The sequence below is a fragment of the Maribacter algarum (ex Zhang et al. 2020) genome, from assembly GCF_005885635.1.
GTDB lineage: Bacteria > Bacteroidota > Bacteroidia > Flavobacteriales > Flavobacteriaceae > Maribacter_C > Maribacter_C algarum.
In genome coordinates, this window is the sequence record NZ_VATY01000003.1 from 41,307 (window position 1) to 57,510 (window position 16,204).

Annotated in this window: 10 protein-coding genes; 5 read left to right on the forward strand and 5 right to left on the reverse strand. The window is 40.2% G+C overall.

Features of this window, described 5'->3' with window-relative positions:
- The first annotated feature begins 265 nt into the window (after window positions 1-265).
- The 5 genes from FEE95_RS14015 (at window position 266) to FEE95_RS14035 (ending at window position 6,229) form a co-directional block, all read left to right on the forward strand.
- Window positions 266-1,405 (forward strand): mandelate racemase/muconate lactonizing enzyme family protein, encoded by a 1,140-nt coding sequence (locus tag FEE95_RS14015; protein ID WP_138658639.1) that lies wholly within the window; start codon window positions 266-268, stop codon window positions 1,403-1,405.
- Window positions 1,406-1,422: 17 nt separating this feature from the next.
- Complete coding sequence (locus tag FEE95_RS14020) at window positions 1,423-2,859, forward strand: NAD-dependent succinate-semialdehyde dehydrogenase (protein WP_138658640.1); 1,437 nt, start codon at window positions 1,423-1,425, stop codon at window positions 2,857-2,859.
- 103 nt (window positions 2,860-2,962) lie between these two features.
- Window positions 2,963-3,634, forward strand: coding sequence for a bifunctional 4-hydroxy-2-oxoglutarate aldolase/2-dehydro-3-deoxy-phosphogluconate aldolase (locus tag FEE95_RS14025; protein ID WP_212748443.1), 672 nt, complete (start codon window positions 2,963-2,965; stop codon window positions 3,632-3,634).
- A 63-nt stretch (window positions 3,635-3,697) separates the two neighbouring features.
- Window positions 3,698-4,789, forward strand: coding sequence for a sugar kinase (locus FEE95_RS14030; protein ID WP_138658641.1), 1,092 nt, complete (start codon window positions 3,698-3,700; stop codon window positions 4,787-4,789).
- A gap of 138 nt (window positions 4,790-4,927) precedes the next feature.
- A complete protein-coding gene (locus tag FEE95_RS14035) occupies window positions 4,928-6,229 on the forward strand; it encodes a GntP family permease (protein ID WP_138658642.1) in 1,302 nt (433 codons plus the stop codon).
- 515 nt (window positions 6,230-6,744) lie between these two features.
- Here FEE95_RS14035 and FEE95_RS14040 read toward each other — a convergent pair.
- The 5 genes from FEE95_RS14040 to FEE95_RS14060 form a co-directional block, all read right to left on the reverse strand.
- Window positions 6,745-7,509, reverse strand: a complete 765-nt coding sequence (locus tag FEE95_RS14040; RefSeq protein ID WP_138658643.1) for an SDR family NAD(P)-dependent oxidoreductase — start codon at window positions 7,507-7,509, stop codon at window positions 6,745-6,747.
- 380 nt (window positions 7,510-7,889) lie between these two features.
- Window positions 7,890-10,298, reverse strand: coding sequence for a glycoside hydrolase family 2 protein (locus tag FEE95_RS14045; protein WP_238474582.1), 2,409 nt, complete (start codon window positions 10,296-10,298; stop codon window positions 7,890-7,892).
- A gap of 10 nt (window positions 10,299-10,308) precedes the next feature.
- Complete coding sequence (locus FEE95_RS14050) at window positions 10,309-11,499, reverse strand: glycoside hydrolase family 88 protein (RefSeq protein ID WP_138658644.1); 1,191 nt, start codon at window positions 11,497-11,499, stop codon at window positions 10,309-10,311.
- 70 nt (window positions 11,500-11,569) lie between these two features.
- Window positions 11,570-13,081 carry a RagB/SusD family nutrient uptake outer membrane protein gene (locus tag FEE95_RS14055; protein WP_138658645.1) on the reverse strand — a complete coding sequence of 504 codons (1,512 nt, stop codon included), beginning with the start codon at window positions 13,079-13,081 and terminating at the stop codon, window positions 11,570-11,572.
- Window positions 13,082-13,092: 11 nt separating this feature from the next.
- Entirely contained in the window at window positions 13,093-16,101 is a 3,009-nt protein-coding gene (locus FEE95_RS14060) for a SusC/RagA family TonB-linked outer membrane protein (RefSeq protein WP_138658646.1), read from the reverse strand.
- Window positions 16,102-16,204: the final 103 nt, after the last annotated feature.

Genomic DNA, 16,204 nt, shown 5'->3' on the forward strand with positions numbered 1-16,204 from the left:
AGGATTCCCTTTGAAAGTGAAGCCACGGTTGTACTACTTGAAATCGAGTCTTTTAACGTTGTAACTGAGTTTTAGCAAGTGCCCAGTGCAACAACTATAAAAATTTTGGGTTGAGTGAACTAAATGAAGTCACTTAAAAGAGGGAATTAAAAATCAAAATTAGGGTTAAAATAATGTTAGTCACAGATAATTACCATCCAATGTAATCGAATTGCCTTTTCTAATTTTATTTTTTTGTTATACCTGCCATTAATACTTTAAAATAATGAAAATAGCCAAAGTCGAAACATTCGTCTTATCAAATCAATTAAAAGAAACTTTTTTCTTTTCACAATGGGCTTATAGCGAAAGACGCATTTGCATAGTAAAAATCACCACCAACAATGGTAAGGTAGGCTGGGGTGAAGGTTACGGCCCTGCAGATGTAATTAAAGCGGGTATTCAGATGGTTACTCCTTTAATAATTGGAGAAAACCCATTGCAGAATGAAACTTTATGGTACAAGATGTATCGAAAAACACTGGATTTTGCTAGACGCGGAGTCTTAGCTGCCTCAATAAGTGCTATCGATGTCGCCCTTTGGGATTTGAAAGGTAAAATATTAAACCAACCGGTGAGCGTTCTAATGGGAGGCCAACATCGTAAAAGGGTAGTGCCCTATGCGACCGGACTTTATTTTTCTGAAAGTGATGACCTATCAGCTAAGTTGGTCGCAGAGGCCAAAACTTATGTTAAGCTGGGCTTTAAGGCTATGAAAATGAAAGTAGGCCTTTCCGTAGATCAAGATATCGCTTTGGTTAAAGCCATTCGAGAGGCTATCGGAGATGAGATTAAATTAATGATAGATTCAAATCACGCCTACTCACTTCGGGAAGCTGCCGAGTTATCGCGTGCCGTCGAACAGTATAATATCGGCTTTTTCGAAGAGCCTGTTTCGCCAGAATACTACCATCATTATAAGGAATTGAGAACAAAAACGACTATTCCCATAGCGGGAGGTGAATGTGAATATTTGCGCTATGGATTTAAAACGCTTTTGGAAAATGATTGCGTAGATATTCTTCAAGTAGATATATGCGGAGCAGGTGGACTTAGTGAGGCAAAACGAATTTCTACCTTGGCAAATACAAGAGGGGTAGAAATAATACCACATGTTTGGGGCACGGGAATCGCCTTTCATGCGGCGTTGCATTTTATTGCGAATCTTGAACCAATTCCAGGTCGTATGTATCCGCCCGATATGTATATTGAATATGATCGTACGGAAAACGATATACGCGAATCTCTTACATCACCTTCAATAGCAATGAAAAACGGATTTATTGATATTCCACAAGGCCCAGGTTTGGGCATAGAAGTGGACGAAGAGGTAGTGCGAAACTTTTCTTCGGAAATTCTTATTTAAATTAAGCAAAGAATACTATGGATTTTGGATACCACAAATTATATATTGGGGGCAAATTGTTAGATGCTGTTTCTGGAAAACGATATGAAGTAATTTGTCCGGCCAACGAAGAGCGTACTGCTGAAATTGCTTGGGCCGGTGTGGAGGATGCCGAATTGGCCTTGATTGAAGCCAAAAAAGGGTTTGAATACTGGTCTAAATTATCATTGGCAGAACGTACCGAATGGATGCTAAAGTTGAGAAGCGCAGTGTTAGAAAATGAGCACGAATTACGAGCGGCCATGGTTTACGAAATGGGTAAGACCTACAAAGGAGCTTGGGAAGATATTGAGGGAGTTATCAATGGCTTGGAATGGTACCCTGCTGCCATGAAGAACATGCGTGATGAGCAGATACCCGACTATGAAAATACCCATACCCACAAAATGGTGCATCAACCTGCTGGGGTTGCAGTGGCGTATTTGGCATGGAATTTCCCTTTGTTGAATGTTGGCTTTAAAATGGGCCCGGCATTGGCAAGTGGATGTTCTTTGATTATCAAACCCTCGGCAGCTTCTCCCCTTTCGGCCTATTTGATTGGAAAAATTTTACATGACATTGATTTCCCTGCTGGAGTGGTCAATATTCTTTGCGGGCCTAGCAGTGAAGTCGCTCATACGATGACTACTAGTACGATTCCGGCTGTTCTGACGATGATCGGTTCTACACAAACCGGACAAAAGGTAATAGCTGACAGTACTACTTCGATTAAGAAACTAGGAATGGAACTGGGCGGGAATGCACCATTCATCGTCTTTGAAGATGCTGATTTCGATAAAGCCCTCGATTTGGCGATAGCCTTGAAATTTGGAAACTCAGGTCAAGTTTGTGTAGCAGCGAATCGAATATTCGTTCATAAAAGTATCTATGACAAATTCCTAAAAGCATATGTTAAAAGAGCTTCTGAATTAAAATTGGGTCACGGTGTGGATTCAGATGCCGATATGGGGCCTATGGTTTCCAAAAGGGACCGTGACCGTATGTTCGACTTGATTGAAGATGCTGTCAGCAAAGGAGCGAAATTGGAATGCGGTGGAAAAATTCCCCAAGGCATGGAAAAAGGCAATTGGATACAACCTACGGTACTTTCAGGAATGACACCCGAAATGGATGTGTTCAGAAAAGAGACTTTTGGTGCCTTAGGAGCTCTGATGCCATTCGATACCGATGATGAGGTTTTGGCTTTGGCGAACGATACGGAATACGGTTTGGCTTCCTATATTTTCACCAACAATCATCAACGCATTGAACGCTTCTCACGGGATTTACAATTCGGTGAAATACAGATCAATGGCGTGAAATATTCTATTTATCTGCCTCATGGAGGAATCAAAAATAGCGGTATCGGACATGATTGTTCACATTTGGCTTTGGACGATTATCTGGTCAAAAAACGAATTTCAATGGCGATTTAGGTTTTTTTAAATTACATATGGTCAAGATTAGGTTTTGTCACCTACTGCATCATGGCAAAGTAGTATCTTCAGATAAATTTATTATCAAAACTAAAATTATAGTATGCAGCCAATAGCGCAAAAGGCAATGTCGCCAGAATTAATTCAAAAAATAGATGATGCGGGCATCATTGCCGTCCTCATTGTTGATGAGGTAAAGCATGCCGTTCCATTGGCAAACGCGCTTCTCAAAGGAGGTGTAGATGCTATCGAATTGACGCTTCGTACACCAGCGGCTTTAGATGCTGCGAAGGCAATCAAAAAAGAAGTCCCAGAAATAACCTTGGGTTTTGGAACTGTTTTGACCGTAGATCAGGTAAAAGCGGTAGTTGATGTGGGAGCGGATTTTGCTGTTTCCCCGGGTTGTAACCCTAAAATAATCGCCGAGGCCATTAAACAAGGACTTCCATTTGCACCGGGTATTATGACTCCCTCGGATATTGAAATAGCGGTTCAGGAAGGCTGCCGTATCTTGAAATTTTTTCCAGCAGCTACCTCGGGTGGCATGAAGCATTTGGAAAGCATGTCGGCTCCGTATAATTATTTGGGATTGAAGTTTATTCCCTTAGGAGGCTGTAATCTAGAGAACGCACCCAGTTATTTAGAATCTGAGTTGATTACCGCCATCGGCGGTTCATGGGTCGCAAAACGCCCATTGATTCAATCGGAAAATTGGGAATCGATTACTAAAAATGCGCTAGAAATTAGAAATTTAATCACAAAAATCAGGTCTTAAAGAAATTCGAGATAGGAAAATTAGATTCCCGCCTACGCAGGAATGACAATAAATTTATTACAAATGAAGAAAGTAGTAACCTTTGGAGAGATTATGGGGCGAATAGCTGCCCCTCATAACTTACGATTACGACAAACACGGCAATTTGAAGTTACCTATGCCGGTGCAGAGGCCAGTGTGGCGACTTCCATATGTAATTTTGGCGGAAAAGCCAGATATGTGACCGCACTTCCCAAGCATGCTTTGGGTGAAGCGACTATGGATGCCGTTCGAGCTGTTGGAATCGACACCGATTATATTTTACGCACCGATGAAGGCCGATTGGGACTTTATTTCTTGGAAACGGGAGCGAACCAACGGCCTAGCAATGTAATTTATGACCGTGCCGATTCGGCCGTGTCCATTACGCCTGCCAGTGCATATGATTGGGGTAATATTTTTAAAGATGCTCAATGGTTACATCTCAGTGGAATTACTCCTGCGCTATCTAAGACTGCAGCCGAGGCTACTTTAGTTGCAGCACAAAAAGCAAAGGAAGCAGGAGCTTCGGTTTCCATTGACTTAAACTTTAGAGGAAAGCTTTGGAATTGGGATTCGAATTATTCCGCCAAAGATTTGGCTCAAAAGACCATGCGAGAAATTTTGCCTTTTATTGATGTTGTCGTTGGCAATGAAGAAGACTGCCACGATGTTTTGGGAATACAAGCAGGTGATACTGATGTACATTCTGGAACGTTGGATACCTCCAGATACCCCGATGTTGCGAGACAGGTAATTCAACAATTTCCGAATGTGGGTAAAGTAGCCATTACGCTACGTGAAAGTCTTTCTGCAAGCCATAATAATTGGGGAGCAATGCTTTTCGATGCAGCTAGTGATTCACCTTCTTTTGCTCCTTTGGACGAAGATGGAAATTACAATCCGTATCAAATAAAAAATATTGTCGACCGTGTTGGTGGTGGAGATTCATTCGCCGGTGGATTGATTTTTGCCCTAACAACTCCAGAATTAAGTAGTGATTCTCAAACAGCTGTAAACTATGCCGTTGCAGCTTCTTGCTTAAAACATTCTATAAAAGGAGATTTCAATTATTCCACGCGAGCGGAAGTTGAACGATTAATGGGTGGAAATGCTTCCGGTAGGGTGGTAAGATAATTTCCATAAAGTTATTATTAAAATGCGATTATGTGAGGATTGACATTCTGGGCTTGTTTAGATTCCATAAAAAACTTTAGAAGCACAGAAAAATACGTATCAAACTCAAATCAGAATTATTTACGCAAGTTAAAATAGATGTCCGGTCTCTTTGTTTTAGTTGGGTGTATTGTATTGCTCATCGTAGCAATTACAATTTTTAAGATACACCCAATTCCAGCACTTTTAATCGCAGGTTTAATTTTGGGCCTTGCATCAGGTAGTTCTGTTGAAACTGTAACAGAAAGCCTTCTAGGAGGATTTGGAAACACCCTAAAATGGATTGGCCTCGTTATTTTGTTCGGAACCTTACTTGGCGAGATACTCGCGGCAACCGGAGGTGCCGATGTTATCGCCGATAGTGTCATTAAAGTCTTTGGAATCAAGCGTTTGCCTTTGGCGATGGCGGTTATCGGTTTCTTGGTCGGCATTCCCGTTTTTGTAGATGTGGCGTACCTTACACTGCTTCCAACCATTATTGCGCTTTCTAGAAAATCAGGTCATTCCGTTTTGGTATTAGGGCTTTCCTTAGCCAGTAGTTTAACAGTTGCTCATGCCCTGATTCCACCCACTCCAGGGCCATTGGCCGTAGCTGCTATCTTGGAAACTGATATTGGTGGTATGATTCCTATTAACGTGATTGTCGGACTAGTTGCTGTTTTAGGAGGATTAGTTTGGATACAATTCAATAAAAAGAATTTGACAATTACACTACCAATAGAAGTTATCCATTACGAAACTAAAAATTCAATTAAAGGATTTAAGCGTGTTTTGCCCTTTGCCGCACTCTTGATTCCTTTAGTCTTAATGGGAATGGGGAATTTATTTTCTGGGGATAATCCATTTGTAGCTTTTATAAAAAATCCCGTTTGGGCACTGCTCATCGGCGTGGTTTTTGCCCTGCCCCTTTTAGACAAAAAAGACTTTTCAAAAAAACTAAACGATTTTTTTCAAACCGCAGGAGCAAAATCGGCAACGGTCATTTTGATAACAGGTACTGGCGGGGCGTTTGGTCAAGTCATTAAGGATACTGAAATTGTAAACGCTTTGCTACCCGAAGCTGGTGAACTTACAGCCTTTGGAATCATACTCCCCTTTTTATTGAGTTTTATGTTTACCACGGTTACAGGTTCGATTACAGTTTCCTTGATAACAACGGCATCCATCATGGCACCAATGGTAACCAATGGTAGTCTCCCTGCTGAATTGACCGCGGCAGCAATTGGCGCTGGTTCATTGGGAATTATTCATTTAAACAGCAGTTTCTTCTGGCTATTCAAAGAAATCCACAATATTGGAACAACTAAGCTTTTAAAAACTTTTAGCACCCTAACTGCGGTAGTTTCAATTTCAGGAGGACTGATGGTTTTGCTATTACATTTCCTAAGTAAATTGCCTTGAAAAAGCGAGAGCCAAAAACAAAAAAGCCAGCTATTGCAGAGTTTTGACGCTTTCGTAACTTAAAGAGAGGAAAGGTTTATCAAAACTATACAAAGTACACCGATTTTAATTTAGCAGGAGAATCAGCTGCTATGATTAGTTTGATTTTTCTTGTTCGATTTGCATTTGAAAAAAGATAATTTTAATAAAGCCTCCATATTTCTTCATAGGAGTAAATTAGATTGCCGAACTTTTATTCCGGTTGCAAAAGTCCCTTGATATAAATATTACAGAATTTGAAGATTAAATATTAGTTCCATAATGGCCTAACTCAATCATTAGTTTTTAGGTAAAATACCTTTGCCATCGTACACTGTGCGTTACCGCCACGACAGGTTTCAATTTTACTGAGATTTGTATGAAGATTATCAAAATAATTTTGAATATTAAAATCTTGTATAGAGAAAGACGATTTGCCGCGGTACTGCTCATTATTAAAATATTATCACTAACCAGTAACCCGAACCGTCCGACAATTAAATTCCCAAACCTTGTCCACCACCCACTTGAATAGTTTCAGCCGTAATGAACACCGCATCATCACTAGACAAGAATGAAACGACCGACGCCACATCCTCTGGTTCTCCCAATCTGCCCAATAAGATATTATTCTTCCAGGAAGCGAAAACTTCTGGCTTAGTTGATTTAATTTGTGAGTGAAAAGCGGTATCGATTGTACCAGGCGATACAGCATTCACTCGAATGCCATATTCAGAAAGGTCTTTTGCCAAAGCTCTTGTTAGCGCATGAACACCAGCTTTAGAAGTTCCGTAAATTCCAGCACCTGGTCCTCCTGCATTCCAACCTGCAATGGAGGTATAGTTTATTATCGTCGCATTATTCCCTTTTTTAAGAAAGGGTATCGCCGCCCTTGAAGTGAAGAAAACTGAATCTAGGTTTAGGGCCATCACTGATCGGTAAAAATCAGTTGTCATTTCCTCAAATCTGGACCTACCCCCAAGGCCGCCGGCATTGTTAATCAACACATCAATTTTTCCGTACTTTTCTCCGATAACTTTAATGTTTGACCTAACAGCTTCTTCATCAGTAACATCAAAACCAAAGTACTCTGCATCAATTCCTTCTGCAGAAAGTTCCTTTACTTTTTCAGCTCCTAGAGAATCTTGGACACCGTTTAATATTACGGTAAATCCGTCTTTACCTAATCTTTTAGCTACTGCAAGTCCAATACCACTGGTGGCACCGGTAATTATTGCAATTTTTCCTTTTGAATTCATAATTGATATATTAATTGACTTTTTGTGGTCTACTTAGGTTTACTATATTGGAGAATCAATTCTTCGGCACTTATAAGATTTGATTATCCTATCCATATTTATAACTTGTTTCATTCATAGAGGTATCGCAATCTACGTTTGACCGTAAAGTTCCAGTTACTTTTGGTTGTTCAACTTAAGTCCTTCGAACAATATACTTGATTGACGAACACGCCCAAATCTTTCTTCAAGTTAATTATATCTCCATTTCTCCAGTTATTTTTATCTTTTCTATAAGGGTGAAAATTTAATCGATTGAAATTATTCGAAAGTTTAGAACTCATAAATACTATGCCCCTGGGAAAGGGGCATAGCACAAAAAACTAACTCAAACAAACTAACAATTATCGTTTTATACTTAAGAAGGATCCCTTAAAGTTCTGGTTCAAAACCATAACTTTGATATCAGTTTCCTTATCGTCTGGAACTACTTCAATAGCCGCTTTTCCGTTGGACATTGCAATAATTTCACTTCCAGTATAGGTGCCTTGGTTTTTCAATGTTTCACCCCCTTCAAGACATTGAAAATACACCTTGTCTTCATAGTCAAGACATCTCAACCCTTGTGAATCCTCTGCGATTGCGCTAATCAAATAATTCCCATTTTTCAGTTTTTCAGAGGAAAGTGTCAACCTTTTTGCCGGGCCATTTTTTGCATATCTATAGTTTATGGCCAAAGTGTCTGTAACAGATCCGTCCTTGGTATTTGCAATAGCGATTAATTCATTGTTTCCTTCTTTAAATTGAACATCCCAGACTAGACCTGAGGCTGGAAAACTGGAAATATCTTTAACTCGTTTGCCTAGGTTTTTACCGTTATGTAACAAGGTTACTTCTTTGCAATTACTAAAAACATTAATACTTCTAGATAAGTTCTTCGGCCCCTGTCTTTCCGTCCAGGTTTTGGACTCTATATAAACAAATGGGTCATCCGCCCAGTAGCTTTTGAAAACATAAAATGAATCCTTAGGATTGCCGTTACGGTCTACCAACCCCTTTTGATTTATATATGGAATGTCATTTTCAGGTCTAAGCGGCGTTCCAAAATCTTTGAATGCCCATTGTGCATTACCCGTAAAGGTTGAGTCGGTTTCAGATATTCTTAAATGCCAATCAAATAAATCAACAATATAGTTTTCGCTCCAATCCCCAATTTTGGCAATGTTGTCGACATGATTTTGAACGATTGCCTCTTCCCATCCATCAGATTTTATAAGACCTTCCCCTGTAACAGGTGCTTCTGAGTGCCTTCCTAAATGACTTGAACCGCCGTATTCGGTATGTAAAAAGTGTTTGTATTGAGGTTTATAAGTATCTATTGCTTTTTGATAACTCTTATAACTTCCAGAATACCAACCTGACCAAATAGAGGGTGAAAAAACGTCAACAATTTCAGCTCCCTCATAGTATTTTCTGATAGCAGTTTTCCTAGACGGATCCATTTCATGGGCAATAGTATTCAACTCTTTAAGGAACTTATTCATTCTAGCTGTATTATCTCCATCTTCGAAATCTGGCAACCAATACATTTCATTCCCTAAAGACCAAATAATTATGCTGGGATGATTATAATTTTGATCTATAATCTCTCTCAGCATATTCTTGGTATTTGACTGCCAGACCTCTTCACCCATTCCTCCACGACACCAAGGTAATTCGTCCCAAAGCAGTATACCTAGTTCATCACATGCTTTATAAATCTCAGGGTCTTGGGGATAGTGCGCCAAACGAACAAAATTTGCTCCCATCGCTTTTATGAGTTCCATATCTTTTCTGTGAAGTTCATTTGACATGGCAGCACCAAAACCTGCATGCTCTTCATGCCGATGCGTACCACGCAAAAGTAAACGTTCACCATTTAGGTAAAAGGGTCCGTGTTCTTTAAATTCAAACCATCGAAACCCTACTTTTTCAGAAATTGCATCTATCTCTTTATCATCCTTTAAAAGAGAGAGCTTTACCGTATATAAGTTAGGGGTTTTGGTATCCCACAGCTTTGGTTTCCTTATATTATCCATAATAAGCTCTTGCTCTGGAGAGGTAATTTCAACAATCTTAATGCTTACTTCATTACCATCAGGGCTATCCAATGTAGCTTTTACTTTAAGATTCGATGCCTTTATATCGTTATCTATAGGAACCATTATTTTTAAATCGGCACTTTCATTGGAAACCTTTGGTGTTGTAATTTTAACTTTTCCTATCGCGATATCGGGTTTGGTTATCAACCAGACATCCCTTGTCAATCCACCATAAATATAAAAGTCGCTTTTTTGCGAGGGAATAATATCTCGATTGTACTCATTATCAACACGTACATATACCACGTTGTTCCCATCTCTTAAATACGCTGTAATATCAATTTCAAAACCGATATATCCACCTATGTGACCACCGGCCTCTTTCCCATTTACATAAACGTTCGTAGTTATATTCGCCCCTTCAAAATAGAGTAGGTATTTTTGGTTTTGAACAACATTCGCAATGGCAATATCCTTTTTGTACCAACTTGCACTTCTTCGATAACCCGGTATGTTGTCTGTGGCATCCTCGTTGTTCCAGGTGTGAGGTAAATCTATTAAAACCCAATTCAGTTCATTTTGAATAGCATTTTGATCTGAAGTAGGATTTTCAGCATAGTGCCATTGGGCATTGATATTCATAACCGTACGTGCAGGCAAGTTATCTTGTTGTTGTGCCCAAGAGGTAATCCCAATTAGCCCTAAAAGAATTGTAAGTATCGATTTTAGCACAAGTGTTCGGTTATGGTTGGTTAGATTTTGTTCTCAATAAAGCCTCCAGAAAATAGTAATCTCCATAGACAATTGGTTCATCCATCTCATCTTTCTTTGGCCAATTACCTGTACTATGATCTAAAATAAACGGTGCGATTAATTTGTTATTTATAAGATACTCTTTGGATTGAAGAGCATTCAAAACTTTGTGGGAATATGATAAATACTCTGAGCTTTTATGATACGTTGCCAATTCAAGCAATGCCGAGGCAACTATAGACCCAGCGGATACATCTCTGGGAGCATTTGGAATTGCAGGATCGTCAAAATCCCAGTAGGGAATACCATCTTGAGGCAAATTAGGGTGATTTAAGAAAAAAGCCGTAGCGGCTTTAGCTTTTTCCAAGTACGCCGGATTCTTGGTATACCTATAACTCATAGTGAAACCATAAATACCCCAGGCCTGACCTCTAGCCCATGAAGATTCATCCGTAAGACCTTGATGGGTGACTTTCTCTTTTACAGCGCCAGTGATAGTATCATAGACAACGACATGAACACTACTATTGTCTTCTCTGTAATGATTTTTCAAGGTAGTATTCGCATGTCTAACAGCCATCTTGTGATAAGTACTATCCCCAGTTATTCTAGTCGCCTCAAATAGAAGTTCTAAATTCATCATATTGTCTATGATTACTGGAAACTCCCATGCATCACGGTTAAAATCCCATGATCTTATACTACTAACGTTTTCATTAAAACGAGTACTCAACGTTTGTGCACTCCTAACTATGACTTCTTTATACTTCTCATCAGCAGTAATTTCATAGCCGTTACCGAAGCTACAGTAGATTTTGAAACCCATATCATGTGTACCCCCATTATTCTTTTCTTTTTCCATTAAGGCTGTCCATTCAATAGCCTTAATTTTATAGGCTTCATTTCCGGTAAGCATATACAATTGCCATAGGTTACCGGGGAAAAAACCACTAGTCCAATCCTTTGACGGGACTTTTCTGGTAGTACTTGTGCTTTTTGTAAAGCTTCTAGGAAATGACACAGAATCCACAGGATATTCCAATAGTTTTTGGTAACGTAATTGCAATAGCGAGTCAACGGAAACAGAATCACTAACAGGCTTATCCTTGACATCATTTTTACATGCCAAAAAAAGGCCAATAAGTAAAATGGCCAAAAGAGAATGATGAAGTTTAGTCATTGAGTAGATTTAAAAAACCCATATGAGGTACGGCTTAGTTAACGAAGCCGTACCTTAATGAGCCAAATGGTTAGTACCCTGGATTGTTCGGCGCTAAATTAGGATTCCGATCCAATTCATCGAAAGGTAAGGGAAATAGATAATCCCTAGCCGGATCAAAGCTTGGCTGCGGCTCCAAACCGCCCAGGCCAAATGCTTCCATACCTAGCTGTCTCCTTTTAATATCGTACCATCTCTTAAACTCAAAAGCAAGCTCCCACCTGCGCTCTTCCAAAACCATATCCCTAAAATCAGCTTGCGACATGCCAGAGGTAACATTGGCAGGAAAATCAGAGCCATTACCATTGCGTGCTCTTTCACGAACACGATTAACATAACCCTCGGCTTCAATTGTTCCAGGATTAATTTCGTTCAATGCTTCTGCAGCAATTAGCAAAACTTCCGCATATCGCATTAGATTATAATCTAAACTAGATGCACGGCCATTTCCCGTACCTGTGGCCCCAACGAATCTCGTGTATTTAGCGATATATGCACTTTGGATGTTTCGAGAGTCAAAATCCGGGAATTTGGTGAAAGGTTCCTCAACACCATTGAAAATTCCCGTAGTATCTAAACTGACAGCTTTTCTATAATCACGTCCATCCCAAGCATTGTATACATTTATCGTAGGGACTGCAACTGACCATCCGCCCCCGATATTTCCTCGCTCGTTAGCTCGAATACCCGTAAGAGCGGGTGCATAATCCCTTCCCGTATCCCCATCACTAAAACCATTGAAATCAAGAGTTAATAAAGGCTCATTGCTTTTCACGCCAGAATTGAATAAATCTTGATAATCAGCTTCTAGAACCAGTCCGAATTCACCTTCGTTATCAATCACATACTTGGCTTCATCATATGCCTTTTGATAATCTCCTAGAGTTAAGTATACAGAGGCAAGGTATGCCGCAGCTGTTCCTTTAGAAGGTAATGCTCTTGAAGGCTGCGTTGCCGGTAAATTAAGCTTGGCTTCTTCAAGGTCTGCGATGATATTGGAGTATACTTCAGCAGCAGAAGTCTTTGATATCGTTAACGCCGCATCTACATCAAGAACAGGTGCGTCTAAATAGGGGATATCACCAAAAAGGCGCACCAAATGGTAATAGGTATACGCTCTAAAAAAATGAGCTTGAGCTGTCACGGGATCGAGTTGTGCAGGATCCGCATCTAAAGTGGCAGCAGATGCAATAGCTTCATTTGTGCCTGCTATTACTTCATATGCCTTCGGCCATAGCGCTGTTACCATTCCATTATCGGCACCCATCGAAAAATTATTCACTTCTTGTCTACGCCCAGGTGTTCCCAAATCTCCGATGGAAACCATATCACTCCTCAACATTATGGGCAATGACAATTTTCTGCCCCAATATCTCTCCGTAGCCATATTACCAATGGCACCATTAATTAAGGTTTGAACATCTGCCGGGGACTGAACCAATCCATCTGGGGAGAGTCTACCTACCGGCACCTCCTCTAAATCAGAGCACGCTACTATTGCAATAAGTGCTAAAAAAATCGATAAATATTTTAAATTTCTCATAGTAGTTTTTTTTAGAATTTTAGATTTACTGATAATGTATATGATCTGATATTCGGATAGCTACCATAATCAAATCCCCTATTTACGTTGCTGTCTTGTGAGCCTTGGCTTCTGTATTGTGCCTCAGGGTCCGTACCAGGAAAATCAGTAAAGGTCAATAAGTTTTGCCCACTTAGACTAAGTCGAATTCCTTGAAATCCTATCTTATCAACAACATCAACCGGTAAGTTGTAGCCTAAAGACAGGTTTTTCAAACGCACATAACTTCCATCGTATACAAAACGATCAGTGATACGCTTTTCACGAACTGCTGCCGAAGGCACGTCGGTATTTGTATTGGTAGGTGTCCAAGCATTAAGCACCTCTGGTGTAGCATTTGATTCACCGGAGGCAAGTTCAAGAAAGGTGTAACTATAGATATCACCTCCTACTGATGCTTGAAAGAATACGTTCATATCAAAGTTCTTATACCTAAAATTATTATTCAAACCGGCAATCCAATCAGGATTGGGGTCACCTATGATTTTACGATCATCACCGGTTATGACGTCGTCTCCGTTCAAATCTGTAAATAACTCATCTCCTGCGCCTGTTTCAGCATATCCTGCGGTACCTGCTTCTGGTGTTCCTTGATTGACGCCTCTATACTCGTATCCCCAGAAAACCCCAACTGGCTCTCCCTCTCGTAATAAGTGGGTCTCATCCTGTAAAAAAGAACCTGGCGATGAATCTAAGAATATATCCTGGCCATCAATTAGTTGTACCACTTCCACCTGATTGGTCGACCAATTTAAATCTGTGGTCCATGAAAAGTCTTCATTTAGTACATTTTTGGTCGAAAGGGTAATCTCGAAACCAGTATTGTTGATTTCACCCACATTCTGAAAAGGATTGCTCAAGAGACCTGCATATTCTGGCAAACCTGAATTACGTAATATAAGATCTTTGGTATCTATCGAATAATAATCAAACGTTGCCGTAATACGGTCATTGGCAAACCCGATATCCAAACCTAAGTTGGTCTGATATGAAGATTCCCATTTTAAATCAGGGTTCGCGATTAAGTCGGGCACAACAGCTCCCACGGTTTGATCACCAACATTGGCATATATCGGTTGGAAATTAGCCAAAGATTGATAGGGAGTAATCGATGGATTACCGGTCACACCATAACTTGCTCTCAATTTTAGATTAGAAAGCGTTTTATTATCCTTTAAAAACCCTTCGTTCGAAATTCTCCACCCAATCGCCCCCGATGGAAAAAATGCGTATTTATTGTTCTTCGCAAAATTGGAAGCACCATCACGCCTTGCGGTAAAGGTTAATAAATATCGGTCATCATATTCATAATTGAGTCTGCCGAAAAGTGAAACAATTTCCCGTTCAGACAGCGATGAGAACGGCGTTTGTATGTCAGAACCTGCATTGAGTGCATAATACGACAAGCTATTGCTCAGGAAGCCTTGAGCACCAGTACTGTATCTTTCCGTCCGGTCTTTCTGATATGAATATCCTGCCAATAATGTTAAGTTACCCTTACCAAGTTCAGCATTATAGGTCAGATAGTTTTCAGAAAGAATATTAGTTCCCTTTACGGATGCAATGCTCGCAATACCCCCCTGAGTACCAGCCTGACCGATTAATGTTGAAGGTTGAAACCTTCCACGGGTTTGATTTTCGGTACTGAAGCCAAAAGTTGTCTTAAAATTCAACCCTTTTAAAAGTTCGTAGTCTGCATAAAAATTAGCGCGATATTCATCAGTTTTGGTTTCATCGACCGATTCCGTAGCGATAGCAAAAGGGTTGTCGAATTGATCACCCACAGGATTGGTGGTATTAACTCCATTAGCGTCTTGAATGGGCGTGTCTGGCGCAAAACGATAGGCCGTTGAGATGACATCCCCACCGCCGCTACCACCACTGCCAGCTTGACTTTGTATACCATTTTTGTTTCCTCTATTGGCGTATGCGTTAAAACCTAATTTTAATCTTTCAGTCGCCTGTACGTCAACATTGCTCAAAAATGAGAATCTTTCGAAACCTGAATTGATCACCCCCCCTTTTTGATTGAAATAATTACCTGAAACATAGTAGTTTATATTTTCACTACCACCAGAAAAAGAAAGTTGATGATTTGAAATGTTTCCAGTTCTATAAATCAAGTCTTGCCAATCTGTCTCTGTTCCTCCTTGAACGTAAGCCGGATTGATCGCCTGTCTATAGGCCGCAAATTGATTCGCATTCAAAAGTTCTATTCTTTCAGTGGTATTCTGTGTCGCATAGGTCGAATTTATTTCGACCACCATTTTACCTTTTTTTCCTTTTTTAGTGGTTACCATTATGACACCGTTAGCACCTCTAGAACCGTAAATGGCCGTTGCGGAAGCATCTTTAAGGATTTCTATGGATTCGATATCCGTAGGTTGTGGCAACGCACCACCAACGAAGCCATCTACCACTACCAAGGCCGCACTACTTGAGCCAATAGAGGTATTTCCCCTAATACTTATATTGATAGGTGCACCGGGCTCCCCACCATTGTTCGATTGTACGGCCACACCGGCAGCACGACCCTGAAGTGCCTGCTCTGCACTAAGCACCGGAAATGCGGCAAGTTCTTCGGATTTGACCGAGGAAACAGAACCAGTAATGTCGGATTTCTTTGTGGTTCCGTAACCGACTACAACAACCTCCTCCAGGGCATTCACATCTACTTCCAAAGTGATGTTCATCGAAGAGCTACCGGTAACGCTACGCTCTTGGGATACATAGCCTATGTAACTAAATATCAAAACCGCATCCTCCGCAACATTGATGGAGTAGTTGCCATCAAAGTCTGAAGAAGTGCCATTTTGAGTGCCCTTTTCTACGATGTTCACCCCGGGAATACCGATTCCGTCATCGTTGGAAACGATTGTTCCGGTTACTGTTTTTTGCTGACCGTATCCAACAGATATGGTTAGGAGAAAAATACCGGTAACAAGTGTTTTTAACCAATTTTTCATCTTGTTTTTCAACATAGTTCTAATTTTGAGTTAGTTTAACTTTTAATGGTTTACCAATCATCCCATGGCCCTTGCTTTAACGCGCTAGAACAAAACCGAAGGATTTGAATTGGAGTTC

What these genes read in the sequence shown, in the direction of transcription:
- FEE95_RS14015 (WP_138658639.1), top strand. Translation starts at nt 266, where the DNA reads ATGAAAATAGCCAAAGTCGAAACATTCGTCTTATCAAATCAATTAAAA.
- FEE95_RS14035 (WP_138658642.1), top strand. Translation starts at nt 4,928, where the DNA reads ATGTCCGGTCTCTTTGTTTTAGTTGGGTGTATTGTATTGCTCATCGTA.
- FEE95_RS14020 (WP_138658640.1), top strand. Translation starts at nt 1,423, where the DNA reads ATGGATTTTGGATACCACAAATTATATATTGGGGGCAAATTGTTAGAT.
- FEE95_RS14055 (WP_138658645.1), bottom strand. Translation starts at nt 13,081, where the DNA reads ATGAGAAATTTAAAATATTTATCGATTTTTTTAGCACTTATTGCAATA.
- FEE95_RS14060 (WP_138658646.1), bottom strand. Translation starts at nt 16,101, where the DNA reads ATGTTGAAAAACAAGATGAAAAATTGGTTAAAAACACTTGTTACCGGT.
- FEE95_RS14030 (WP_138658641.1), top strand. Translation starts at nt 3,698, where the DNA reads ATGAAGAAAGTAGTAACCTTTGGAGAGATTATGGGGCGAATAGCTGCC.
- FEE95_RS14050 (WP_138658644.1), bottom strand. Translation starts at nt 11,499, where the DNA reads ATGACTAAACTTCATCATTCTCTTTTGGCCATTTTACTTATTGGCCTT.
- FEE95_RS14025 (WP_212748443.1), top strand. Translation starts at nt 2,963, where the DNA reads ATGCAGCCAATAGCGCAAAAGGCAATGTCGCCAGAATTAATTCAAAAA.